This window comes from Shewanella waksmanii, from assembly GCF_043643685.1.
Classification (GTDB): domain Bacteria; phylum Pseudomonadota; class Gammaproteobacteria; order Enterobacterales; family Shewanellaceae; genus Shewanella; species Shewanella waksmanii_A.
In genome coordinates this window covers 1-24802 of record NZ_JBHZSN010000014.1, presented here as the reverse complement: position 1 = coordinate 24802, position 24802 = coordinate 1, and the positions used below count along the sequence as shown (strand labels likewise).

Below are 24802 nucleotides of genomic sequence, written 5' to 3'. Positions count from 1 at the left end.
TGTAGACAAGTGCTGGCATCATTAATGTTCGGGTTCCGTTTGTGGCGGGAACGTCAGTGTGACTGTTGTCCCGCCAGTTTCATTACTACTGAAAGTGACTTGACCGCCCAGACGACTAGCACGTTCATGCATAATTCCGATACCAAAATGCTGATCGCGTTCCTGCACTTTATCTAAGCCAATACCATCATCACTAATGCTGATGCTGACATCTGTCCCTGATGTTTTGCTGCAGCTGATAAGAATCCGCTTTGCTTGGGCATGTTTAATGGCGTTGAGGGTGGCTTCACGGGTTAGCTGTAACACGTGAATGTGCTGGTGGGCGCCAAGTAATTGCAATGGCAGTTTATAGTCGAGCTCGATTTCAGTGTCGGTTTGACAACGCAATTGAGTAAGCATCACGTCGATAGCATGGTTTAGATTTGGATCGTCAATGGTTAGCCTAAAGGTAGACAACAGCTCTCTTAACTGTACATAGGCGGTGGTGACGCCTTCATTGATTTCTGCCAACTGCTGTTCAACTTCAGGGCTTCGGCAGGCACCATCGAGCTGTTTTGATAATAAGTTTACTTGAATCTTTAAAAACGATAAAAGTTGCCCTAACGAATCATGGAGTTCTCGAGCAATCACCCCACGTTCCTCCATTAAAGCCAATTGCTGTCGCTGCTCACCTGCATTATAGATAACAATTGAACGAGCAAGCATGATGGCAAAGTTTTCAAACATGGGGTTATTTGCGCCTTCTGGCGTGGACACTTCAAGATAACCCAGTTCATTGGCTTCAAAGTTGAGTGGATAGCGAGTGACGTTGTTGGCGTTTTCTGGCCAGCCACCATGGGCCTCAATGACTTGCTTATCTTCATTGTCTTGGGCTATCACTAGCCGCAGATGGCTTGAAGGTTCATGGGCCTTGAGCTGGTTGAGCGCGCTTTGTAAGGAACTGATATCTAATTTGCCAGAATGCAGCATGACCAAAGTGTCATAGAGCAATTTCAGCTCATTGTTGGCCTTGGTTAATGCAATGGTTTTTTCTTCTACTTGAGCTTCTAGGTCGCCATAAAGCCGGCTCAGATCCCGCGCACTGCTTTCCAGAGCATTGCTTAACGCCGCCAGTTCAATATAACCTGTTTTAGGTACTTCTACATTAAAGTCACCTTTTGAAATGGTATTGGCTGATTCCATTAATTGATGTAGCGGTTTGACCACTTTTCTCTGGGTAAAGCGAACCGCTAACATGGCAATCAGCAACATAATCGCAAGGCCGGTGATTTGGCTGGCTGCTAGCAGCCTTAACTTAAAGGCCGCATGATGTTCTGTTTCTAATACCAGCAGATCAATGGTGTCGACAAAGTCTTTTAATGATGCCACATAGAGGCGAGAGTTCTCTTCAATGATATAGGTTTTCATCACTCGCCACTTTTCAATTACCAGCTGGTATTGGTCTTTCAGCGCTTTGGGCGTAGACCATTCCATTGAGCGTCTAAGTGCAGGGGAGTAAAGTGTATTTTCAAATTCACTGATTTTGCTTTCTGCTTCTTTACTGCCAGAGTTGGCATAAAACAGTAATCGATAGCTTTGCATACGAAGTGAGCCTGATGCATTGATGGCTCGTGCATCTCCTAAGCTATAGGCGAGGTTAACTAGGGCGAATGTCGCTAGGCCACTGGAAACCAAAATAAGCACTAACATCAAACCTAAAATAGTGGAGGTTAAACTGCCTTTTTTCATCATAAAAACTCGTAATATACTTCTATACAGTGACAACTAATTAACCATGTTCTACATTAGGTTAAAGGTTAAATTTTTAACAAAACGATAAAAATGTGAGCAACAACACATTCACAAATTGATCTACCGCAAATTTCTATTCGGATACCCCATTAGGGGTATATTTTTGCTAGGGGTTTGCAGCTAACTTTGGCCTTGGAGATGTTGTGGTTTTACAAGACTACTATAAAAGTAACATGGAGATGAGATGGTGAGAACATTAAACAAAAAATCCTTTGCACTAAGTGCATTGGTAGCTGCGAGCTTAATGGCCTCGGGCGCAATCGCTCAAACAAGCGAAACTGATCCACGCAATGAAGTATACAAAGATAAGTTTTCTAAGCAATATGATAGCTGGCATGCCACTTCTGAAAGTGTAGAAGTTATTGATGCACTAGAAGCGGATCCAAACCTAGTTATTCTTTGGGCAGGTTACGGCTTTGCTAAAGATTATAACAAAGCGCGTGGTCACCACTACGCGGTAACTGATTTACGTGCAACATTACGTACAGGTGCACCTAAGTCAGCAGAAGATGGCCCAATGCCAATGGCATGTTGGTCTTGTAAGAGCCCTGATGTACCTCGCGTAATTGAAGAGCAAGGTGAAGACGGCTACTTCAGCGGTAAGTGGGCTAAAGGTGGTGCTGAAATCGTAAACACCATTGGCTGTGCTGATTGTCACGAAAAAGGCAAATCAAAACTACGTATCTCTCGCCCATTTGCAGAGCGCGGTTTTGAAGCTATCGGAACACCATTTGATGAAGCTTCTCGTAAAGACAAGCAATCTATGGTGTGTGCTCAGTGTCACGTAGAGTACTACTTTGAAAAAACCAAAGATCGCAAAGGTTTTGTTAAGTTCCCATGGGATGGCGGTACTACCGTCGAAGCAATGGAAACTTACTATGATGCACTAGAGTTTGCTGATTGGACTCACGCTGTATCTAAAACACCAATGCTTAAAGCACAGCACCCAGGTTATGAAACTTGGAAGCTAGGTATGCACGGTAAGAACAACGTAAGCTGTACTGACTGTCACATGCCACGTGTTAAGAGCCCAGAAGGTCGTAAGTTTACTGACCACAAAGTGGGTAATCCATTTGATCGCTTCGAAGAAACTTGTGGCACATGTCACGAGCAAAGCAAAGAGTTCATGGTTAACCTAGATAAAGAGCGTAAAGCTAAGGTTAAAGAGATTCAGTTGAAAGCTGAGAAGCAACTAGTTCATGCTCACTTCGAAGCCGGTGCTGCTTGGAAAGCTGGTGCAACTGAAGCTGAAATGAAGCCAATCCTAACTGATATCCGTCACGCTCAATGGCGTTGGGACTATGCAATTGCTTCACACGGCGTTGCATCTCACGCTCCAGATGAAGCGTTGCGTGTACTAGGTACTGCAGTAAGTAAAGCGGCTGATGCACGTATCAAGCTAGCTCACTTATTGACAGCGAAAGGTGTTAAACAACCTATTGCGCTTCCAGATATCTCTACTAAAGCGAAAGCACAAGCTGCGCTAGGTATGGACATGAAGAAGATGAACGCTGATAAGAAAGAGTTCCTAGAAAATGTTGTACCTAAGTGGGATGAAGAAGCTAAGAAGCGTGAAGCGACTTACTAATAACTCACTGAAGTAACTAAAAGCCCCGATTTAATCGGGGCTTTTTTGTTGCTAGATGCTGTCACCGATAAAAGCGACTTATAAGGATTACTTGATAAGTTTTAATAAGGCTTTGAAGCGCTCTCCCGTTGCCTGCTGTTGCAATTCAAACAACAAAGATTCCACATTAGTTAGCTGTGCGCCGCTTTGCTGCATCATTGTCAGACCAAGCTGTTTATTGGATTCAGTGCGTGATGAAACACAATCTGCCACAACATGGACCTCATACCCAGCTGCAACTAATGATCTGTGTGTTTGGTAAACACAGATATGGGTTTCTATCCCCACTAAGATGATTTTCTGTCGGTTTAGGCTAGCGAGTTGCTGCTTGAATTGTTGGCAATGCATCGCGCTAAAGGTGGATTTAGCAATGACATTAGTGGTTTTTTGCAATTGACTGCGTAGCACATCACTGGTGTGGCCTAATTTCTCTGGCAGTTGTTCTACCCAAAGCACGGGAATGTCAAACAGCGCAATACCGCTTAATAAACTCGATAAATTTTGCTCAAGCTCCGCAGGCTGAGCAATTGTCTGTGCTAACTTGCCCTGCACATCCACAAAAACCAGTGCACATTCTTGTTCCGTTAACATCATCTATCCCCAGTGATTGTCGTTAATGCGATCCTAACTTTGACGATTAAAAAGCCAATTAGGCATTGGTCGAATATTGTGCGCTGATGTTGTGCAGCTGTGTCTTAGTTGCACTAATTTGGTGCGAAGGTGGGATGCCTATATCTGTGTGTTGTTTTTAAGTTGTTGTATTTAAATGAATAAAAAAGTTGGCCTAATGATTGAATTGTTATTGAGTAGCAAAATAACAAAGCACTTGGAGGCTGGAATGAAATTGGTCAGCGCAATTATAAAACCATTTAAATTAGATGATGTTCGCGAAGCAATCGCTAGCGTTGGCATTGAGGGGATGACGGTCACTGAAGTTAAAGGCTTCGGTCGTCAAAAAGGCCATACGGAACTTTACCGTGGTGCTGAATATCAAGTGGACTTTTTACCTAAGGTCAAACTTGATATTGCCACCAAATCAGAAAACGTTGAGTTACTTATTGAATCAATCACTGCGGCCGCTCGCACCGGCAAAATTGGTGATGGAAAAATATTTGTCACAGACCTAGATCAAGTGACCCGTATACGAACGGGTGAACTGGATAACGAAGCACTATAAGGAGAATAATAATGGAAGAGTTAACAAGCTTAGGTGCAACGGTCGGTGAACTACGTTTTGCATTAGATACTTTTTACTTTTTGATTTCAGGCGTTTTGGTAATGTGGATGGCAGCAGGGTTTGCCATGTTAGAAGCAGGCCTAGTGCGCTCTAAAAACACCACAGAGATTTTAACCAAAAACGTGTGCTTATATTCCATTGCATGTGTGATGTACCTGATTGTTGGGTATAACATTATGTATGTCGACAATGCCGAGGGAGGGTGGTTGCCCTCATTTGGTGCCATTATCGGTAGTCAAGCGGCTGATGCAGACCATGCGTTGGAATCTGACTTCTTTTTCCAAGTCGTGTTTGTGGCAACAGCGATGTCTATTGTGTCAGGTGCGGTCGCTGAGCGTATGAGATTATGGGCATTTTTAACTTTCTCTGTGGTATTGACCGGTGTGATATATCCAATTGAAGGTTACTGGACATGGGGCGGCGGATTCCTATCTGAAGCAGGGTTTGTTGACTTTGCTGGTAGTGGTATTGTGCATATGGCTGGTGCTGCCGCAGCGATAGCGGGTGTGCTGTTACTTGGAGCGCGTAAAGGTAAGTACAGTGCCAATGGCCAAGTTAATCCGATACCAGGTTCAAACCTGCCAATGGCGACATTAGGTATGTTCATTTTGTGGATGGGTTGGTTTGGCTTTAATGGAGGTTCGCAGCTACTCGTATCGGATGTTGAGAACTCTTCCGCTGTTGCTAAAATTTTCGTTAACACCAATTCAGCAGCTGCATTTGGCGCTATTGCCGCATTGTTGGTGTGTAAGATGGTGTGGGGCAAAGCTGATTTAACCATGATTCTAAATGGTGCATTAGCAGGTCTAGTGGCTATTACCGCTGATCCATTATCACCATCACTGACTATGGCTGGTGTGATTGGCTTAGTTGCAGGTGGCTTAGTGGTGTTCTCTATTGTTAGTTTTGACCGCATTAAGATAGATGACCCTGTTGGGGCAATTTCAGTGCATGGTGTTGCAGGTTTCTACGGGCTAATGTTGGTGCCATTGTCAAACCCTGATGCGACCTTCTTAGGTCAGCTATTTGGTGCAGCAGTGATATTTGCTTGGGTGTTCTCTGCCTCGCTCTGTGTATGGTATGTATTGAAGAAGACGATTGGTATTCGTGTTACCGAAGAGGAAGAATATAAAGGGATGGATGCCTCTGATTGCGGTATTGATGCCTACCCAGAGTTTGTATCAATAAAGAGCGCTAGATAATGTAAGTCAAATGGCTGGATAAATAATAAACAGGGCTTTTTGCCCTGTTTTTTTATATCATGATGTTAGCGTTTGGGGCCTGGGGATTGCGATGAGACATTTTTGTGTTAGCAAACTACTGATTTTGATAATAGCGATAGGGTTACCCATACAACTCTCTGCTGGCCAAGTTGTGGTTAGAAAATCAAGTGAGCCCTTTGATGCCTTTGCTGTTCGCGATCAAGTGCAGCAATTACATGAATGGCAAGAAGCGTTGCGATATCAGCAACAGATCCAAATCTTACAAGCTTTACCCGTGGGCTGTATCTTAATGCCCATTCATTACTTTCGTTGCGGGCAGCGCTATTATCGACCCTATCACTATCAGCAACAGGATGTTTATATTCAAGTTGATCCGCCAAAGAGTCATCAGCAGCAAACACCTAAGCCATAATCATTATACCAATCGGCGTAAAGATGTGATTGCTCAGCGAGCGTTTAGCGCTTGTGAGACAAGGTCATTAAATGCGCCTCGGTTACTGCTCCTGCGCTACTCTACCTCCTATATCCCTATTGTCCTGCATTATAGAATCACTATTACTTAAGTTATCCGTCTCGAACTAGTTTGCCAAAAATAGCTCTGAGTAGATCACCTTCTTATGCCGATTGGTGTTAGTCATCTTTTGTAACGCTTTTCTCTGCTAACTTGCGATTGTTCTATTATGCTTAATAGGTGTCTATTGCATAGGAGTGCAGCATATGAAGTGGATAACTCGAGTTCAGCTGTTAATGCTTATCTTGTTGATGAGCGCCTGTGCATCTACCTCCAAAGACATCACCAATACTGCAGATATCGAACAATTTTTCCATGACGAGCACTTTAAACATGTGGAAGGCATTGTCCAACCGGATGAGCTATTTGCATTATCAGACCAAGCAAAAAGGTCACTGCTATCGGCCTACCAGCAAAATCGCATGACCCGAGGGAAAAACCTAGACGCTCATAAATGGTTAGCGAATTATATCGATGCTGATAACGGTGGTTTTACCTATTATGACAATATGACTAAGGTGGCAAGTGAGACGTTCGATGAACGTATGGGGAATTGTTTATCATTGGTGCTGTTAACTGGGGCGATGGCGGATGTGCTTGGCGTCCCTGTCACTTTCCAAGATATTGCAGTGCCGCCTGTGTGGGATAAACAAGGTAGTTTTTTTCTCGTCAATGGCCATATCAATCTCAAACTCAAGCCTAAAAAAGAGGCGAATATGGTGACTTTTTTATCTAATTCAATTCAGGTCGATTTTATGCCAGAGCGTGCGGTCAGGGCCTATGGTAAAGAGGTCGTTGATCGCAACACTGTGATGGCCATGTTTTATAACAATGTCGCGGCGGAGTCCTTAGTTATGGGGGACTATGATAAAGCTTACCAATTATTGAAAACTGGATTAACCATCAAGCCCGATTATGTACCTACGTTAAATACCCTTGCGGTACTCTATCGCTATAAGAAAATGTCCAAACAGGCGGAGTCAGTATATAAGTTCGCTTTATCGTTAAAAGATGAAGATATGAACACTCTGTATAACTACGCTATTTTGTTGGCATCACAGGACCGACTAACCGAGTGGGCAGAAGTACACAAAGTGCTTGAGCTTGCCAGAATTAGAAACCCATATTATTACTATGATATGGCTCAACAAGCCTATTTTGAAATGCAGTATGAAGAGGCGGTTGTTTGGTACAAGCGCGCTGTAGAAAAAGCCGACTATCGACATGAGTTTTATTTTGGACTGTCTAGAGCTTATTGGGCGACTGGTGATGAAAGCCGCGCAAGAACAAACTTACAAAAGGCTTTGGCCTTGACATCAGATGATGGCAGTAAGCAGCGTTATCAAGCTAAACTGCATGCGATGCAAAGTCATTAACAGGGCGAACAGTACCGTTATCAACGAACTTGAAGTTGAGGTGTGTCGTTACCGTTGAATTTAGCTAAGCCTGCCGTCGAATTACTATCGGGCAGGCAAAAACTTGCTGTGGTTATTTCTTACTTGCTATTCCTTCCATGCTATTTCAACTCGTTACGGTTAATTGTCATAAAAGTGTTATTTTTGGGCTTATTTCGAAAGAGATTAATATCCGCTAGTCAATTTTTCAAAATTTAGCCAACCTCTGGTTAATTACCGCCCTCTAAAAATACAATTACCAAAAAATTATCTGTCGTAAAAACATTAGGTTATTTTTAATTTTTTTAAATTATAACTTCTTGCTTGCAAATGAAGTGATTACTGTTAAATTGGAGTCAGTATTGCAGAAGAGAGATCTTATTTTTTAGCTGTTTTTTTGGAGTTTTAGCACCATGTATTACCAGAACGATGACGTACGCATTAATAAAATTAAAGAATTGTTGCCTCCAGTAGCGATTCTAGAGCGATTTCCAGCCTCAGAGCGTGCATCAGCTACGGTATTTAATGGCCGTCAAAACATCCATAAGATTTTGCAAAAACAAGACGATCGCTTGCTGGTTGTTATTGGCCCCTGCTCAATCCATGATCCCAAAGCTGCCATTGAATATGGTCAACGCTTAGTTAAGCTCAGAGAGCAATATAAAGACCAGTTAGAAGTGGTTATGCGAGTGTATTTTGAAAAGCCTCGTACCACTGTTGGTTGGAAAGGCTTGATTAATGATCCCTACATGGACAATAGCTTTAAGCTTAATGACGGTTTACGTACTGCAAGAAAATTGCTGTTAGATTTAAATGATATGGGTGTGCCAACAGCGGGTGAGTTTTTGGATATGATCACACCGCAATATGTTGCTGACTTAATGTGTTGGGGAGCAATTGGTGCCCGAACCACAGAGTCTCAGGTTCATAGAGAATTATCATCGGGTTTATCTTGTCCGGTTGGCTTTAAAAATGGTACGGACGGTACGATTAAAATTGCCATCGATGCTATTGGTGCCGCCAGTGCTCCGCATCATTTCTTGTCGGTAACTAAATATGGGCACTCTGCTATTGTAGAGACCAAAGGTAATCCTGATTGTCATATTATTTTGCGAGGGGGCAAACAGCCTAACTATAGTGCTGAAGATGTGGCTGCAATTTCATCGCAGTTAACTGATGCCAAGCTTGCTAATAATATTATGATTGATTTCAGTCATGCTAATAGTAGTAAACAATTTAAAAGGCAGTTGCTGGTGGCTGAGGATGTTTCTGCTCAAATTAGTGCCGGCGACCACGGTATTTTCGGGGTGATGGTTGAAAGTAACCTAGTTGAAGGGCGCCAGGATTACGTGGAAGGCCAACCGCTGTGTTATGGCCAAAGTATCACTGATGCCTGTATTGGTTGGGATGATACCGAAACGCTATTGGCTATGCTTAATCAAAGTGTGTTAAACCGTCGCGGTTAACGTCTAGTAGTTATATCTGACTAGTCCTGAAATAGGTTGACACTTTTTTCAGTTTAAAACGCTCGATGAACTTCATCGGGCGTTTTGTATTTTAAGGCCAAATGCGGCCTTCGTTGATTGTATATTACTACCGATTCGGCAACCATCCTTCTTGCATCAGCAAGGTCATTTGGTTTGCTTAGCAGATATTCATTTTTAAGTATTCCGTTTACTCGCTCTGCAAGTGCATTTTGGTAACAATCATAACCATCTGTCATTGAGCAGGTTACCCCGTGTTTATGGTGCAGAGATTGGTATTCTGCTGAGCAATACTGTATTCCTCGGTCTGAATGATGGACAAGTGCATGATTGCTTTGTCTATGCCTTAGTGCTTGCTTAAAGGCCTGCTTTACTGAACTCGCTTTCATATTATCATCAACCTGGTAACCCACTATTTTTCTTGAGTAGGCATCTGTAACTAGGCTGACATAAGTTTCACCTGCATGAGTCGCTAGATAGGTAATATCTGCCACCCATAGTTGCTCAGGCTTTGTCACATTTAAGCCAGACTTTACGATGTTTGGGTGGCAATGAAAGCGATGATGACTGTGGGTTGTTTTATGGTAAGCACGCCTTGTTGGTACCAAGAGTCGATGTACTCTAAGTAAATCAAATAACCTGTCTCGGCCAATACTGAGTGCACGGTTTTGCATTAGGTGTTGTAGCTTTCTTGTGCCGATGCGAGGCTGAATCATTCGTTCAAACAGAACAAATTCAATCACACTCTCTTCAAACAGAGTCCTACGCCTATCGCGCTGACAGTGTTGGTAATATGCTTGACGCGAGATACCCAAATAGCGGCATGCTCGCATCACTGACAGCTTTAGGACCGTTTTTTCTTGAAGGATTTGCCTTTGGGCTTTTTTACCATGCGAACCCCGTAGTCTTTTTCTAAAACGTTAACCACCGCTTCAAAAAATTCAGCTTTGATTTTGGTATCTTCCAACTCCTTTTCTAGCGCTTTAATACGCTGCTCAGGAGTGAGTTCTGATTTAGCCATCATCGGGCCTTTTGTAAGAGACTTGGGTGTGCCATTAGACCAATTTAACCGACCATGCTTGCGTAACCAAACTAAAACTGTGGAGCACCCTTGAATACCATAATGGTTTTGAGCTTGTGCGTAGGTCATCTCTCCCTTTTCTACTTGGTCAACGACTGCCAGTTTAAAGGCAAGGGAGTAATCTTTTTGAGTTCGCTTAACTGTTGATTTCATAACACTCTCCAAAAAAGGTTTGAAAAGTGTCAACGTTATTTAGGACGGGTCAATCTCATTAAAAAAGGAGGCTTGTGCCTCCTTTTTTATATGCTATCGCTTAACATGGTTAATGATATATTCATTAGCTTTGGCAAGGCTGCCAAATGAAGCGATTAAATTGCTTTGGCCTTTTTGTTGGATCTCGGGATTGCCGGATTCGGTCATCATCCATACCCAAGTTTGAATGAGTGGCAGTGGAGGATATTGAACGTCAGACGATTCCTGCATAATAAATTCCTTCATTGTTATTATTGAGCTTTCGCTCTCACTAAGTACCTAAGGCTTAGTGATGAATTATGAATTTAAGAGTATCAAATTCTTTTTCTTTAGATAATAGTTAATCTTATTAATTAGACTTTACTACTAAAAAACTTACCATTATGTACGACGTAAGGCTTAGTTTGTGCCTGTCGTGCTGTGAGTGTAACAAAAAACTCACTTTTGTACCGAATAAATACGAAAAAATAGTGTAAATCCCTATGATGAAGCTTTAATGACGTTTTATGAGAGCCATGGCGGCCAAAATGATTTATATTAAATCATTCAAATAGTTGTTCGGAAAATGCTATGCGCCCCTCGTTGTATTTTGATGGCCCTATCGACAAGTTAAATTGGCATGTACTTAAACTGTTATGGCCTTATTTACTGGAGTTTAAGGCTCGGGTTGGGCTTGCGCTGATGTGCCTTGTCGTGGCCAAAGTGGCTAGCGTTTCATTACCGTTTGTGCTTAAAGATCTGGTGGACTCTTTAAGTACTGCACCAGAGCAGTTACTGGCGGTGCCTATTGGGCTTGTGGTCGCCTATGGTGCGCTGCGTTTGCTTAATACCATTATTTCCGAAGTACGCGATACCTTGTTTGGTCGAGTGACAGAAAGAGCCATTAGACGACTTGGTTTGTTGGTGTTTGAGCACTTACATCGTCTTGATTTGTCATTTCATTTAGAGCGCCGTACAGGTGGATTATCAAGGGATATTGAGCGGGGAACCAGTGGCATCAATTTTTTGATGCGTTTTATGGTATTCAATATTGTACCAACCCTGATTGAAATTGCCTTAGTGGTTGGTATTTTACTTTATAACTATGGCTGGCCTTTTGCAGTAATCACTTTGTTAGCGGTATTGGCCTATGGCGCATTTTCTGTCGTTGCTACAGAATGGCGTACAGAGTTTGTTCGAGAAGCGGCTAATGCAGATTCACGCTCTAATACTCGTGCTATCGACAGCTTGCTTAACTATGAAACCGTTAAGTATTTTAACAATGAAGTTTATGAGGCAAAACATTACGATAGTGCACTAAGCCACTGGGAACAGGCTAAGCGTAAGAATCGTTTGTCACTTTTTGCGCTTAACGCAGGACAAGCGTTAATTATTTCTGTTGCAATGACCCTAATGCTTGGGCTGGCAGCGATGAATGTTGTTGATGGCCAAATGACCATCGGTGACTTTGTGTTGGTTAATGCATTTATGATGCAGTTGTTTATACCGCTTAATTTTTTAGGGTTTGTTTATCGAGAAATACGCGGAGCGCTGGCCAATATTGAACGGATGTTCTCGCTGCTCGATACCCAGCCTAAAGTAGAGGATAAGCCTGGCGCTAACTCGCCGAACTTAGAGGTTGGTCATTTGACCTTCGACAAGGTGGCATTTCAGTACGACGAAAGGCCCATTCTTAGTGATATCAGCTTTGAAATTAAGCCAGGGCAAAAGGTGGCGATTGTTGGCGACAGCGGGGCGGGTAAATCTACCATCGTTAAGCTGTTATTTCGGTTTTACGATACCGCAGCGGGTAAAATCAGTATCGATGGCTATGATATCAGCGATATTTCCCAGCATGCACTGCGTCAAGCTATTGCGATTGTTCCCCAAGATACTGTTTTGTTTAACGATACCTTACTGGAAAACATTCGCTACGGCAGGCCCGAAGCAAGTCGTGAAGAAATTGAACAAGCAATCGATATGGCTCATTTAACCGCCTTTATTGAGCGTTTGCCTAATGGTGTAGATACTAAGGTTGGCGAGCGAGGAATGAAGCTATCTGGTGGCGAAAAACAACGAGTCGCCATCGCAAGGGCCATACTAAAAGGTTCGCCAATCTTAGTGTTTGATGAGGCGACTTCATCGTTAGACTCTCACTCAGAACAAGCAATTTTGAGTGCCCTAAAAGAGATGGCAAAAGGACACACTTCGTTGGTTATTGCCCATCGTTTATCAACGATAGTCGATGCAGATAACATTATCGTGTTAAGCCGTGGTCAGATTGTTGAGCAAGGTAACCATGATGATTTACTGAGTAAAAAAGGGCTATATTCAAAACTTTGGAATGTTCAGCAACAGTGACTTAGCGCATAATTTGAGATTCGTTGTTGCTAATTCAGGCTTTATTCAGGTTTATTTTGCATAATTGAGGTTATTAAATAGCCACTGTGAGATTATGATGAAAAATATTCCCCTACAAGTAAACATCGAAGGTCAGGCGAGTGTTGTCAAAACTGATTGGCTAGCGATTATGGCGACACTAAAGAAGCGTGGATTGGAAAACGATGAGCTGATGAGCGTTTATTTGGAAGTCTCTTCGGGCTTGAGAGTGACCACCCGAGGCTTAACGTTAGCAAAGGTTAATCCATCAACAGAGCTTAATGGTATTACCCGAGAAGCATGTTTGACCAAGCAAGAATATGCGTCAATCTTAGTCGCTTAATCGATGTACTATTTGGCAAGCAATAACCTAGGTTATTGCTTGCTGTCGTTAATCTTCCAATTATCACACAGTAAGTTCAACTGACTTAAATCTTGAGTAAAGGGCGTGAGGCGCACAATCTCACCAGCTTTAAAACAGACGCTTTCACCTTCAATGACGGTTAATCTGTCGCAACTTTTACAACTTACCGATAACGGGGTGCTTTTGCCGTCGTTGGTTAACATAGAATCACTCACTACCTATTCCTCCTTGATGCCATCCACTTTTATCTATAGTAGATATTGCTAACATTGCAAGCTCATTAAACCGTTAAGTTAGCTAAGGCGAAATTATACCTAAGTATAGTGAATTTACTAATTATATTCGGCCTCGATAAAAGATACTGCCCCAGTAGTGGAGACAAACAGTATATACAACTTCCCAAATTCATCTTCAGCTAGCGGTGCTAAATCAGGTCCGCCCAATGCATGAACAATCAAAGGAGCGGTATTAGAGTGGCCTGCGACAATAACATTACCAGGTTGTTGTTTGATTAGCGCGCTTACTTGGCTGATATGTTCCTCTAGCGGCGCACTGGCTTTAACGACTAAATGGTCGATTTTTTGTTGGGCGATGATAGGTGCAAGCGTCGCTTGGGTGCGCTGATATTGAGTGGTTATTGCGGTACTAAATTTGATTTGTGCTAAACGACTTGCTAGATGTTGTGCGCGTTGCTTACCGGCTTCAGTGAGTTGTGGATCTTTACTGTCTGGCATTTTTTCTGCGTGACGCACAACAACGATGACTTGTTCTTGAGCCGTGACGAGCGTTGGAAAACACAATAGACAACTCAGTAGACAGTAACACAAGATTTTGCGCATATAATAAGATCCTTGTTTAGATTGATAATTCATAGTACCAGAGTTCGCGGTGTGATGGCGTTGATGTTGTTTTAGGTGTGTTGGGCTTTAGTTGGTAAATTTTTCTCATGTTGTCTAAATATTGGCCGATAATTAAACCATAGCCCTTTATTTAATTTTGAGGTTGTTATGGAAATCCATAATCAAAATACCGCCAACGTAAAACCAGCCAATAGCGGTGCTGACAAAGCTGCTAATCAGCCAGCAAGTCAAACAGACTCAATGAGCAATCAAACCGTGCAGGCAACGACCAATCAATTGAAGAACGCTGCAATTTTATCTGCTCAGCACGATGCCGAACTTAGTGCGGGTAATGAACCTATGCGCTTGTTGTATAAAGCCGCAATTGAAGCAATAAATGAAGAGCTAGCGCCTGTGATGGGAGAGCGCGCAATTGAAACAGCGGTTGAAGAGGGGGTTGATACCTCACCGCAAGCCACCGCCGATAGAATTGTGAGCTTTGCTACCCAGTTTTTTAGTATCTATCAACAACAAAATGCTTCAATGGAATATGAAGAGCAGCTTGATTCATTTATGGAGGTGATTGGTGGTGCTATCGATCAAGGCTTTGATGAAGCAAAAGAGATATTAACCAGTCTCAAAGTATTAGAGGGCGATATCGCCCTGGGTGTGGATGAAACCTACTCCATCGTTCAGGCTGGTTTGGCGGATTTTAGACAGAGTATGCTTTCAACCAATGATGATGTAAACGAGGCTGAACAGAGCCAGTAGCTAGCTAGGTACTTACTTGACTCTTTGCGATTTAATGGCAATGATGATTTGAAATCATTGCCTTTTTTGTGAGGTGTTATATGTGGGTAACCGCGACAGTTGTAGAGAAAATCAACTGGAACGATAATTTATTTTCGTTAAAGCTTGAAGCCGATATTGCGCCTTATGTGGCTGGGCAATTCATTAAGTTGTCCCAGCACATTGATGGCAAGCGTATTGCTCGGGCGTATTCTTTAGTTAACTCTCCTGACAGCGAGTATTTAGAAGTGTTAGCCATTGCTGTGGAGCAGGGGCAATTGTCACCACAACTGCAGCAACTACAAGTGGGTGATCAGATTGACATCTCACCCAAAGCCACTGGTTTTATGACACTTGAAGAGTTGCCTGAAGCCAGCACTGAGACCTGTTTATGGCTATTGGCGACTGGCACTGCAGTTGGGCCATTCATATCCATGTTACGCGGCTCAGCTATTTGGCAGGCTTATCCACATATTGCCTTAGTTTATGGCGTGCGCCATCAACAAGATTTAGCCTATTTAGCTGAAATACAGCAGATCCAGCAACACCATGCCAAGCAATTTAGTTTTGTTACCTCAGTGACAAGGCAGGTGGTTGCAGGGGCCTTAACCGAGCGAATTAGCGATGCCATCGCTTCAGGTAAGCTTGAGCAGTTAGTTGGCCATCAGTTAACGGCCACCGATGCACAAGTGATGATGTGCGGTAACCCACAGATGATTGTTGATGTGACTGAGCTTCTAAAAGCGCGAGGTTTAGCGAAAAACTTACGCCGCAAACCTGGGCAAATCACTGTTGAGAAGTATTGGTAAACGGAGCTATTTATGAAATTGTACTATTCGGATGCTTCTCCTTACGCCCGTGGTGTGCGTGTTGCTATCCGTTACCTTGATATCACAGGTATTATTGAGCAAGCGATTAATCCTCTGGAGAATGATGAAGCGTTTGTTGAAGCGAATCCATTGGCGAAAATTCCCTGTCTTGTGCTCAGCGATGGTTCCGCAGTGTTTGATAGTGAGGTCATATTACGCTATCTCGACAGTGAGTATGGCGATGATAAACTGTTTGGCAGTTTGCCAAGCTGGCAACAGCAAACCGAGTTCTCACTGATAAAAGGCCTGTTAGACAGTGCCGTAGGCTTAAGGCAAGAGCAGATGCGCGAAGATGAAGGAGTTCGCTCACCGTTTTGGACTGCTCGATTTGAACAGGCCCTGCTGAGGGGGCTACGTCACCTTACCCATCATGGTGAATTCCATACACAGCAAGTTAATGCTAACACCATTTTGTTAGCCTGCTTATTGAGCTATCTTGATTTTCGACATCCTGATCTCGCTTGGCAAAAAGTGGCTCCAGGGTTGGCGAATTGGCATAGTTCATTTATCACTTTGCCTGCAATGATGTCCACGCAACCTTAGTCGGTTTTACGCCTGCCTCGGCTGTTGCCGCGGCGGTTTTGTTCACCAAATGCACCATATAAGTCATGGGTGATGCCGAAGTCTATGCGGCGTTCGCTATCTGGCTGGCGCCTATCCTCATAATGCTGGTAGTGACACTGGCAGTTGCTGCTATCGCAGTTTGGTAGTGGAATTGTTGGCGCGTCAGCGGATAGATAACGCGTGCCTTGTATTTGCTGTACAGCTTTGCAGGCGTCATCGGCCATAACCACGGCTACTGCATGGTGAGGGTGTATGGAGGTGCCTGTAGCAACAGATGATGAGGGCGGTTGGTCTGAAGCGCTGACAGTCGGTTTAGTGGTTTGCATATCCATTGTAGAACGTCGTTTTTTTCGTCTGCGGTTTGTTGGCAGGAACATTTTTATAACCAATAGGGTGGCAATAGCGAGGGAGACCCAGATGCAGATGTTAATTAGCATTGATTACCACCTTAATGACTTTAATTACTTTAGTTTGCGTTAATGAGTAATTCTAATCTTGATGTTAATTTTAGCTCGCTTATGTGGCTTTAGCTAAATAGAGTGATCTGGGTCGTTTTTTTTATTAATTATCTTGCTCAAATGTATAAGTTTTATTATCCTTTTTGCGATTGATAATAATTATCATTATTCACGAGTGGCACTGAATGCCGCTGTACGGAGAGCAAGAATGAAGATCACCACTGGCCTAGCTGTTATAGGATTAGCATGCGCAGCTTCTGTCGCAAATGCGGCGGACAAGTTAACCGTTTACTCATATCGTCAAGCATTTCTGATAGACCCAATTTTAGCTGATTTTACTAAAGACACTGGCATTAAAGTGGATGTGGTATTTTCTAAAAAAGGCATCGCAGAGCGGATGATGCGTGAAGGACGTTTATCGCCAGCGGATGTGGTACTAACCTCTGACTTTTCACGCTTGATGGAGTTAGCCGACAAAGATCTTGTAGCTGCGGTAGACAGTGACAAATTGAAAGGCAATATTCCAGAGGAGTATCGTTCACCTGAGAACGATTGGTATGCATTGACGATGCGTGTACGTAATGTGTATTCATCTCGAGATCGTTTAGGTCGCCTCGATATCGATTATGAGGATCTAGCCGATCCTAAGTACAAGGGTAAGATTTGTACTCGATCTGGTAAGCACCCTTACAATATTTCACTGGTAGCTTCAATGATAGCTCACCATGGCGAAGCAGACGCTAAAGCCTGGTTACAAGGGTTAAAGAGTAATCTAGCGCGTAAGCCTCAAGGTAATGATCGTGCTCAAGTTAAAGCAGTCAAAGAAGGGCTATGTGATATTGCTATAGGCAACAGCTATTACTTAGGTAAGATGCTGCAAGACCCTAAGCAGGTTCCTTGGGCTGAGTCTGTTTACATTAACTTCCCTAACCAAGATAACCGTGGCTCGCATATCAACGTTTCAGGTATGGCATTGGCAAAGCACTCGCCGAATAAAGACAATGCAATTAAGTTGATGGAGTATTTATCTAGTGATAAGGCCCAGCAAGCTTATGCTGAAGTTAACTATGAATACCCAATTAATGCCGATGTCGCACCGTCAGAGTTGGTGGCTTCTTGGGGCGAATTTAAAGCAGACAAGCTGCCTGTTTTCAAGTTAGCTGAGTATCATGAAGCGGCGGTAAAATTGTTAGATGAAGTAAAATTTGATTTGTAACCTCATCACTGGATACTAATTGTACAAACTCCACGTAAATAGCCTTCAATTTGAGGGCTATTTTTTTATCTAGGTCAATACCTAGTTATTTTTGTGAGTTATAATCGTTCTTATTTAAGCTTAGATTTAGGTTAATACCTCATACTCTGCGCCCGTCGCGTTCATTGGAATATTGGATGATTTTAGGTTTTTCCCGCAGTTGGTCTGTTTCTAGTTATGTATTAGCTGGGTTAGTGGTGTTGCCATTGTTTGCGATTATTGTCCAAGCCATGGTGCCTGACGAAGCCATTTTCTCCCATCTGTTTAATACCGTGTTACCGACTTATATCTCTAATACGTTTTTATTGATGCTGTGGGTGTGTATTGGCGCCTTAGTGATTGCAGTGCCGGCAGCGTGGCTGGTCGCTAGGTGTATTTTCCCTGGGCGGCAGCTATTTCAATGGGGGTTGTTATTACCGATTGCGATGCCTGCTTATGTCGTTGCATATGTCTATACCGATTTGCTCGACTATGCTGGGCCTGTGCAGCGAAGTTTGCGACAACTGTTTGGCTGGCAATCACCACAAGATTATTTCTTCCCAGAGGTTCGCTCTCTAGGCGGTGCTTCGGTGATGTTAGCGCTGGTTTTGTTCCCCTATATCTACTTGTTGGCCAGAACGGCATTTATGGAGCAATCCTCTAGCTTACAGCATGCATCTAGAGTGATGGGCTGTGGTCCATGGCGAAGCTTTTGGCGTTTAAGCTTGCCGATGGCACGACCAGCGTTAGCCGTTGGTGCTTCGTTAGTGGCGATGGAGACGGTGGCAGACTTCGCAACGGTCAGCTATTTTGCTGTGCCAACCTTAACCACCGCGGTGTATGATACTTGGCTTGGATACGGCAGTTTAGCGGCCGCGGCGAAGTTGTCGGCTATTATGCTGTTAGTGGTCTTTACTATGATTGGCGTAGAGCGGTTTGCTCGAAGGAAGCAAAAGCTGTTTCAGAAGCAAACAGAAATTAATCGTGGTGACTTATATCCACTGCGCGGAGTGAAGCGTTGGCTCGCCACAGGGTATTGTGGCCTGTTACTGTTTTTCTCTTTTTTACTGCCTTTTATTATTTTGCTGCAATATGCGGTTCACTATTTTGAAGAAAGCTGGCACAGCCAGTTCTTAGCTTATAGTTGGAACAGCTTTTATATCGCTGCCATTGTTAGCGTGCTGACTGTTGCGCTGGCTTTGTTACTCATGTTTGTACGTCGCTGTAGCCCTCGAAAGCAAGATTTATTGCCTTCTCGATTGGCATCTACTGGCTATGCATTGCCAGGTACCGTACTAGCGATTGGTATTTTAGTGCCGCTCACCTATGCCGATTTTGCAATTAACGATCTGTATGCTTATTTTGACCGACGTGGTCCAGGCCTGCTTTTAAGCGGCAGTGTGTTTGCTTTGATTGCAGCATTTTGTATTCGTTTTAGTGCTATTGCGATCGGCAGTATTGAGAATAGCTATAAAAGAGTCAGTCCATCACTGGATATGGCGGCAATAACTATGGGGATGAAACCGAGACTGTTGATGTGGCGTGTGCACCTGCCTTTGCTGCGAAAGGGCATATTTGCAGGACTGCTATTAGTGTTTATCGAGTGTATGAAAGAGCTGCCTGCTGCATTGTTGTTACGTCCTGTTGGCTTTGAAAATTTGGCGACTTATGTTTTTCAGTTTGTGTCAGATGAGCAACTTGAACATGGTGCTTTGGCTGCTATTGTTATTGTGCTGGTAGGCCTCATTCCCCTTATTTATTTAAACCGTTCTTTGGAGCAGCATTAATTATGTCAACACTGACGATTAGCAAAGTATCTAGTGATTATCAAAGCCAACGGGTGCTGACAGAACTGTCTTTAGAGGTTGAGAAGGGCGAGATTGCGGCATTGCTCGGGCCGAGTGGCTGCGGCAAAACCACCTTGCTAAGGGCAATTGCTGGTTTACAAGCGGTTTCTGAGGGGGAGATATATATCAATGGTGAGCTGGTTTCATCACCTGATGTACATAGGCCCAGTGAGCAACGTGGAATAGGGATGATTTTTCAAGACTATGCGTTATTCCCTCATTTAACTGTTGCTGAGAATGTGCTGTTTGGTGTCAAGGGACTGGATAACACGGCTAAGCAGGCACGGCTGAATGAAATGCTAAGCCTTGTTAAGCTGGAGGGCTTGGGCGAACGCTATCCCCATGAATTATCAGGTGGCCAACAACAGCGAGTGTCGATTGCACGTTCTTTGGCCTATGAACCTGAGTTGTTATTACTCGATGAGCCATTTTCTAACATTGATGCAAAAGTGCGCAGTGAAATGATGTTAGAGATCCGTCAAATCTTGAAAGCGCGGGGGGTGAGTGCGATTTTCGTGACTCACAGTAAAGATGAGGCGTTTGTATTTGCTGATAAATTGGCTTTATTTAAAGATGGAGCGATAGTCCAGTACGGTACTGCTGAAGCCTTGTATTCCGACCCTTGTGACCGTTATGTGGCAGATTTCTTAGGTAGCGGTAACTATATTCCAGCTTCAGTCTCTGATAATTATCAGGTTGATACACCGTTAGGTGTGTTAACCAGCACTAAGTTATTAGCTCATCCAGTAAATTATGAGGGCCAGTTACTATTGCGACCGCAGCAGATTGAAATTGAAGCAAACGAATGTGGTCAAGGAGTGATTGTAGAGCGGCGTTTCCTCGGTAATATTTGTCACTATCAAGTTAAGCTCGCTGAGCAATTTTACGAAGTAAAAAGTCAATTATTGCAATTAACACCAGGCCAGCGGGTACAATTGTCTGCGCCGAGCCATGAGCTGGTAGTGTTTTAACTCATGCTTTGAAAACAATATTGGCAAGCTAGTGGATATTGTGTATTACTGGTTACTATGATTAATAATAAGTAATTTAAACCACTAGTTGATGTTTCAGTTGCTGATTTTGTGCTTCGCTTAATACTATTAATCGCTAAAGTTTCGCATAATAATGCCGAAATTGAGACAGACATAAGGTGAGAATTGATGGACAATCAGGCTATGCCACGTGAACAAATAGGTATTTGTGCGGAAGGGAACCTACACAGCGTTTATTTGATGTTTAATGCTGAGGATAATGTTGAATCTCAACTTCGTCCTTGTGTAGCTAATGTTGCTCAATATATTCATGAGCTTGCAGACCAATACGCCGACAGTGCGTTTAACGGTTTTGTGGCAATTGGGGCAAATTACTGGGATAGCCTTTATCCTAAGGCTCGTCCTGCAGAATTAAAGCCTTTCCCTGCAATGCATGTTGATAACCGTGATGCACCGGCGCTTGAGTATGATCTATTTGTTCATATCCGTTGCGATAGATTCGATATTCTTCACCTTGTAGCCAATGAAGTATGTCAGATGTTTGAAGGGCTGGTAGAGTTGGTCGATGAAGAACGCGGATTCCGCTTTATGGATAATCGTGATCTGACTGGCTTTGTTGATGGCACTGAGAACCCTAAGGGGCATGGCCGCCAACAAACTGCACTAGTGGGGGATAACGATCCTACCTTTAGAGGTGGCAGTTATATTCATGTGCAAAAGTTTGCCCATAACCTCAGTAAGTGGAACCGTTTACCGGTTAAAAAGCAAGAAGACATTATCGGCCGCACCAAAGAAGAAAATATCGAATATGCCAGTGCCGATAAGCCACTGACTAGCCATATTAAACGGGTTAATTTGAAAGATGAGCAAGGTAACTCGCTAGAGATTTTACGTCAAAGTATGCCTTATGGTTCAGTCAAAGAGCAGGGCTTAATGTTTATCTCTGTATGCCACAATGCCAGTAACTTTGAAAAAATGCTGCATAGTATGGTGCACGGTGATGGTGCGGGTAATCATGATCACTTAATGCACTTTACGCAGGCACTGACCGGATCATCTTTTTTCTGCCCGTCGTTAGACTTTTTAGAAAGCGAAGCCAATTAAAACAAAACGCACCTTTAAGGTGCGTTTTTTATGGTTTACTCGGTATCATTATCCCAATAGTTAGTGGGTCGCTTGGCGTAGACTTCATCAATGCTACGAACCTGAACCTTGTTGTTTTCCGGGTAAACAACAACGTCATGTTGATCGCGGTTGCCTATCACCATGAAAACGAAATCACTGTCAAAATCGTTTCTTAAGGTATGAGAAATCGCACTGTTGGCGGTAAAACAGATGTAATCGCCTTTTTTAAATAGATGGGGTTCACCATCAATAAGTAAGGTAGCTTGCCCTTCTATGGCGTAGAGGTGTTCCTCTTCTTTTGTATGATAATGGGCTACAGAAGAGGTTTTACCTGGAGACAGTTTCTCCATAGTGACACCGATTTTTTCGCAACCCGCCGCATCCCCGATATGCTTTTGAGAACTGGCGTATTTATCTGTGTGTTGCCATGATTCCCAACAGACGTCATTGATATTAATTATTTTACTTGTCATCGATACATCCTTAGCCCAAAAACGGCGCTGACTCTGGTTATACCAATCGGCATAAGAAAGTGATCTACTCAGCGCTATTTTTGGCAAGCTAGTTCTAGACGAATAACTTAAGTAATAGTGGTTCTATTGGGAAGTTATTCAACGAAGAAATAGGCAGCCAAAAAAGCGCCCAAAGGGCGAGTTTTAGCACTTCTGATACTGTGTAAACGAACTTGAACGTAGAGTAACTATGCCCTTCATTCGTTGCAAGCCACATGGATGTGGTGAATGTCATTAATGCAGGAGCATTTAATGACCTTGTCTTAGAAGCGCTAAACTCTCGCTGAGCGATCACATCTTTATGCCGATTGGTATTAGTTAGCCTCTCACGAATAGTTTGATGATTCAATATATTGTATGCGATTTTATGGTGACATAAAAAAAGAAGCGCCTTGGCGCTTCTTTTTTGTTGTTATTTACGCTGATGTTTAGTCAGCATAATTGAATAATGATTTAACCGTTTCTAAGGTTTTGTCGATCTGCTGAATGTTTGATGGGCAAATAAAAATGGTATCGTCACCGGCGATGGTGCCTAAAATGCCCTCTGGCTTGCCTATCGAATCTAACAATCTAGCGATCAATTGAGCCGCACCTGGACTTGTGCGCACGACAATCATACTTTGGTTGTGGTCAACATCGAGCACTAAGTTTTTTAATGGACTCCCAGCTGTTGGAACTCCTAGTTCGGCAGGTAAGCAATAAACCATCTCCTGTTTCGCATTACGGGTCCTTACGGCGCCGAATTTACTTAACATCCGCGATACTTTAGATTGGTTAATGTTGTTATAACCCTCACTCTGCAGAGCGTTGACAATCTCACTTTGCGAGCCGAAGCGCTCTTCTTTAAGGATTGCCTTAAATGTTTTTACCAACTCATCCTGATTCTTACTTGCTTGCATAATATTTTTATTCTTTATTCAAAAATCTGGCTCATTTTGAATATCTTTGACTTTTTTGTCAACAATTACTCGAATTGCCTGAATAAAAATTCATTTAGACTTGTAGTGAAATTACAGCAATATCTAGGTTGTTACATTTTGTATCGACCCTGTGTTGAGCTATTGCTTCAAATTAGAGCTAAAACACTACATAGAGACGCAATTCAACATAAGTTATGGCCAAATTATCAGTTGCACGACTAAGGGATAATTGAATTTTGTTTGTGATTCCAGTAATGTTGCGCCATCAACAAATTCGATCTATATCACAAATATCCAAGAAATAACGGAGATGACTATGAAAGTTGCAGTACTTGGTGCCGCTGGTGGTATTGGCCAGGCTTTAGCCCTACTTTTAAAAACTCAGCTACCTGCCGGTTCAAAACTATCCCTATATGACATTGCACCAGTGACCCCTGGCGTTGCAGTAGACCTAAGTCACATCCCTACTGATGTTGATGTGAAAGGTTTTGCTGGCGAAGATCCAACTCCAGCACTAGAAGGCGCAGATGTAGTGCTTATTTCTGCCGGTGTTGCACGTAAGCCTGGTATGGATCGTTCGGATCTTTTCAATATCAACGCGGGTATTGTGAGAAACCTTGTAGAGAAGTGTGCAGCAGCTTGTCCTAAAGCATTGATTGGTATCATCACTAACCCAGTAAATACGACAGTAGCGATTGCTGCTGAAGTACTAAAAGCCGCTGGCGTGTATGACAAAAACCGTTTATTCGGTGTGACGACGCTTGATGTGATTCGTTCTGAAACCTTTGTGGCGGAAGCTAAAGGTCTAAACGTGGCTGATGTTAATGTTAACGTTATCGGTGGTCACAGTGGTGTGACCATCTTGCCGCTGCTTTCTCAAATTGACGGTGTGAGCTTTACCGATGAAGAAGTAGCTGCATTAACAACGCGTATCCAAAATGCGGGTACTGAGGTTGTAGAAGCGAAAGCGGGTGGCGGTAGCGCAACACTTTCAATGGGCCAAGCGGCTTGTCGCTTTGGTTTATCACTTGTTCGCGGTCTGCAAGGTGAAGCCAATGTGGTTGAGTGTGCCTATGTTGATGGTGGTAGTGAGCACGCTGAATTCTTCGCTCAACCAGTCCTTCTTGGTAAGAATGGCGTTGAGCAAGTGCTTGCCTATGGCGAAACCAGTGAGTTTGAAGCCAATGCGCGAGACGCTATGCTTGATACGCTAAAAGCGGATATCACTTTAGGCGTTGACTTTGTTAAGTAAGTTAACCTTTTAAATTAAAAAAGGAGCCATCAGGCTCCTTTTTTGTTGTCCCTGACCCGTCCTGACCCGTCCTAAATAACGTTGACACTTTTCAAACCTTTTTTGGAGAGTGTTATGAAATCAACAGTTAAGCGAACTC

General features: G+C 43.1%; 25 protein-coding genes. 16 read left to right on the top strand and 9 right to left on the bottom strand.

Going from position 1 to position 24802, the window contains the following annotated elements:
* Positions 1-21: 21 nt before the first annotated feature.
* Positions 22-1728, bottom strand: a complete 1707-nt coding sequence (gene narQ, locus ACHUFW_RS18360) for a nitrate/nitrite two-component system sensor histidine kinase NarQ (RefSeq protein ID WP_394205259.1) — start codon at positions 1726-1728, stop codon at positions 22-24.
* A 247-nt stretch (positions 1729-1975) separates the two neighbouring features.
* On the opposite strand from narQ, the gene nrfA reads away from it, so the two are divergent.
* On the top strand, positions 1976-3379 hold the full coding sequence (gene nrfA, locus ACHUFW_RS18355; protein WP_394205096.1) for an ammonia-forming nitrite reductase cytochrome c552 subunit: 1404 nt from the start codon (positions 1976-1978) through the stop codon (positions 3377-3379).
* Between the two features lie 87 nt (positions 3380-3466).
* Here nrfA and ACHUFW_RS18350 read toward each other — a convergent pair whose 3' ends face one another.
* Complete coding sequence (locus ACHUFW_RS18350; RefSeq protein WP_394205258.1) at positions 3467-4009, bottom strand: isochorismatase family protein; 543 nt, start codon at positions 4007-4009, stop codon at positions 3467-3469.
* 247 nt (positions 4010-4256) lie between these two features.
* On the opposite strand from ACHUFW_RS18350, the gene ACHUFW_RS18345 reads away from it, so the two are divergent.
* The 5 genes from ACHUFW_RS18345 to aroG all read left to right on the top strand — a co-directional run bounded on the left by ACHUFW_RS18345 (position 4257) and on the right by aroG (position 9249).
* Positions 4257-4595: a P-II family nitrogen regulator gene (locus ACHUFW_RS18345; RefSeq protein WP_394205094.1), complete on the top strand. Its 339-nt coding sequence runs from the start codon at positions 4257-4259 to the stop codon at positions 4593-4595.
* A gap of 11 nt (positions 4596-4606) precedes the next feature.
* A complete protein-coding gene (locus tag ACHUFW_RS18340) occupies positions 4607-5857 on the top strand; it encodes an ammonium transporter (protein ID WP_394205092.1) in 1251 nt (416 codons plus the stop codon).
* A 91-nt stretch (positions 5858-5948) separates the two neighbouring features.
* Complete coding sequence (locus ACHUFW_RS18335) at positions 5949-6290, top strand: hypothetical protein (RefSeq protein WP_394205090.1); 342 nt, start codon at positions 5949-5951, stop codon at positions 6288-6290.
* Between the two features lie 305 nt (positions 6291-6595).
* Positions 6596-7765, top strand: coding sequence for a tetratricopeptide repeat protein (locus ACHUFW_RS18330; RefSeq protein ID WP_394205088.1), 1170 nt, complete (start codon positions 6596-6598; stop codon positions 7763-7765).
* A 431-nt stretch (positions 7766-8196) separates the two neighbouring features.
* Complete coding sequence (gene aroG, locus ACHUFW_RS18325; RefSeq protein WP_394205086.1) at positions 8197-9249, top strand: 3-deoxy-7-phosphoheptulonate synthase AroG; 1053 nt, start codon at positions 8197-8199, stop codon at positions 9247-9249.
* A 53-nt stretch (positions 9250-9302) separates the two neighbouring features.
* Here the strand turns inward: aroG and ACHUFW_RS18320 are convergent.
* Positions 9303-10501 (bottom strand): IS3 family transposase gene (locus ACHUFW_RS18320; RefSeq protein ID WP_394205084.1). Its coding sequence is split into 2 segments (ribosomal slippage): positions 9303-10156 and positions 10156-10501, totalling 1200 coding nucleotides; the frame shifts between segments, so codons are not numbered across the junction.
* Positions 10502-10594: 93 nt separating this feature from the next.
* Entirely contained in the window at positions 10595-10771 is a 177-nt protein-coding gene (locus ACHUFW_RS18315) for a hypothetical protein (RefSeq protein ID WP_394205082.1), read from the bottom strand.
* Positions 10772-11110: 339 nt separating this feature from the next.
* On the opposite strand from ACHUFW_RS18315, the gene ACHUFW_RS18310 reads away from it, so the two are divergent.
* Both ACHUFW_RS18310 and ACHUFW_RS18305 read left to right on the top strand, forming a co-directional pair.
* Positions 11111-12880, top strand: a complete 1770-nt coding sequence (locus tag ACHUFW_RS18310) for an ABCB family ABC transporter ATP-binding protein/permease (RefSeq protein WP_394205080.1) — start codon at positions 11111-11113, stop codon at positions 12878-12880.
* A 97-nt stretch (positions 12881-12977) separates the two neighbouring features.
* Positions 12978-13241, top strand: coding sequence for a hypothetical protein (locus tag ACHUFW_RS18305; RefSeq protein ID WP_394205078.1), 264 nt, complete (start codon positions 12978-12980; stop codon positions 13239-13241).
* Positions 13242-13273: 32 nt separating this feature from the next.
* Here the strand turns inward: ACHUFW_RS18305 and ACHUFW_RS18300 are convergent, their stop codons facing one another.
* Both ACHUFW_RS18300 and ACHUFW_RS18295 read right to left on the bottom strand, forming a co-directional pair.
* The gene (locus tag ACHUFW_RS18300) at positions 13274-13477 is read right to left on the bottom strand and encodes a hypothetical protein (RefSeq protein ID WP_394205076.1); all 204 of its coding nucleotides are present in this window, start codon (positions 13475-13477) and stop codon (positions 13274-13276) included.
* Between the two features lie 117 nt (positions 13478-13594).
* Positions 13595-14101, bottom strand: coding sequence for a histidine phosphatase family protein (locus ACHUFW_RS18295; RefSeq protein WP_394205074.1), 507 nt, complete (start codon positions 14099-14101; stop codon positions 13595-13597).
* Positions 14102-14269: 168 nt separating this feature from the next.
* Between ACHUFW_RS18295 and ACHUFW_RS18290 the strand changes: the two genes are divergently transcribed.
* From ACHUFW_RS18290 to ACHUFW_RS18280, 3 genes are all read left to right on the top strand, one after another.
* Positions 14270-14872 carry a DUF5610 domain-containing protein gene (locus tag ACHUFW_RS18290; protein ID WP_394205072.1) on the top strand — a complete coding sequence of 201 codons (603 nt, stop codon included), beginning with the start codon at positions 14270-14272 and terminating at the stop codon, positions 14870-14872.
* 80 nt (positions 14873-14952) lie between these two features.
* Positions 14953-15699, top strand: coding sequence for a ferredoxin--NADP reductase (locus ACHUFW_RS18285; protein WP_394205070.1), 747 nt, complete (start codon positions 14953-14955; stop codon positions 15697-15699).
* A 12-nt stretch (positions 15700-15711) separates the two neighbouring features.
* Positions 15712-16302, top strand: a complete 591-nt coding sequence (locus ACHUFW_RS18280) for a glutathione S-transferase N-terminal domain-containing protein (RefSeq protein WP_394205069.1) — start codon at positions 15712-15714, stop codon at positions 16300-16302.
* Here ACHUFW_RS18280 and ACHUFW_RS18275 read toward each other — a convergent pair.
* Positions 16299-16760, bottom strand: a complete 462-nt coding sequence (locus ACHUFW_RS18275; protein ID WP_394205067.1) for a hypothetical protein — start codon at positions 16758-16760, stop codon at positions 16299-16301. The two genes, ACHUFW_RS18280 and ACHUFW_RS18275, sit on opposite strands and share 4 nt — an antisense overlap.
* A 229-nt stretch (positions 16761-16989) precedes the next feature.
* On the opposite strand from ACHUFW_RS18275, the gene ACHUFW_RS18270 reads away from it, so the two are divergent.
* The 4 genes from ACHUFW_RS18270 to ACHUFW_RS18255 all read left to right on the top strand — a co-directional run bounded on the left by ACHUFW_RS18270 (position 16990) and on the right by ACHUFW_RS18255 (position 21958).
* Entirely contained in the window at positions 16990-17997 is a 1008-nt protein-coding gene (locus ACHUFW_RS18270) for a Fe(3+) ABC transporter substrate-binding protein (protein WP_394205066.1), read from the top strand.
* Positions 17998-18173: 176 nt separating this feature from the next.
* A complete protein-coding gene (locus ACHUFW_RS18265) occupies positions 18174-19802 on the top strand; it encodes an ABC transporter permease (RefSeq protein ID WP_394205065.1) in 1629 nt (542 codons plus the stop codon).
* A 2-nt stretch (positions 19803-19804) separates the two neighbouring features.
* Positions 19805-20833 carry an ABC transporter ATP-binding protein gene (locus tag ACHUFW_RS18260; RefSeq protein WP_394205064.1) on the top strand — a complete coding sequence of 343 codons (1029 nt, stop codon included), beginning with the start codon at positions 19805-19807 and terminating at the stop codon, positions 20831-20833.
* A gap of 189 nt (positions 20834-21022) precedes the next feature.
* On the top strand, positions 21023-21958 hold the full coding sequence (locus ACHUFW_RS18255) for a Dyp-type peroxidase (protein WP_394205062.1): 936 nt from the start codon (positions 21023-21025) through the stop codon (positions 21956-21958).
* Between the two features lie 35 nt (positions 21959-21993).
* On the opposite strand, the gene ACHUFW_RS18250 is transcribed toward ACHUFW_RS18255, so the two are convergent.
* Positions 21994-22452, bottom strand: coding sequence for a cupin domain-containing protein (locus ACHUFW_RS18250; RefSeq protein WP_394205061.1), 459 nt, complete (start codon positions 22450-22452; stop codon positions 21994-21996).
* A 467-nt stretch (positions 22453-22919) separates the two neighbouring features.
* Positions 22920-23390, bottom strand: coding sequence for a transcriptional regulator ArgR (gene argR, locus ACHUFW_RS18245; protein WP_394205059.1), 471 nt, complete (start codon positions 23388-23390; stop codon positions 22920-22922).
* A gap of 337 nt (positions 23391-23727) precedes the next feature.
* On the opposite strand from argR, the gene mdh reads away from it, so the two are divergent.
* The gene (mdh, locus tag ACHUFW_RS18240) at positions 23728-24663 is read left to right on the top strand and encodes a malate dehydrogenase (RefSeq protein WP_394205057.1); all 936 of its coding nucleotides are present in this window, start codon (positions 23728-23730) and stop codon (positions 24661-24663) included.
* Positions 24664-24802 lie beyond the last annotated feature (139 nt).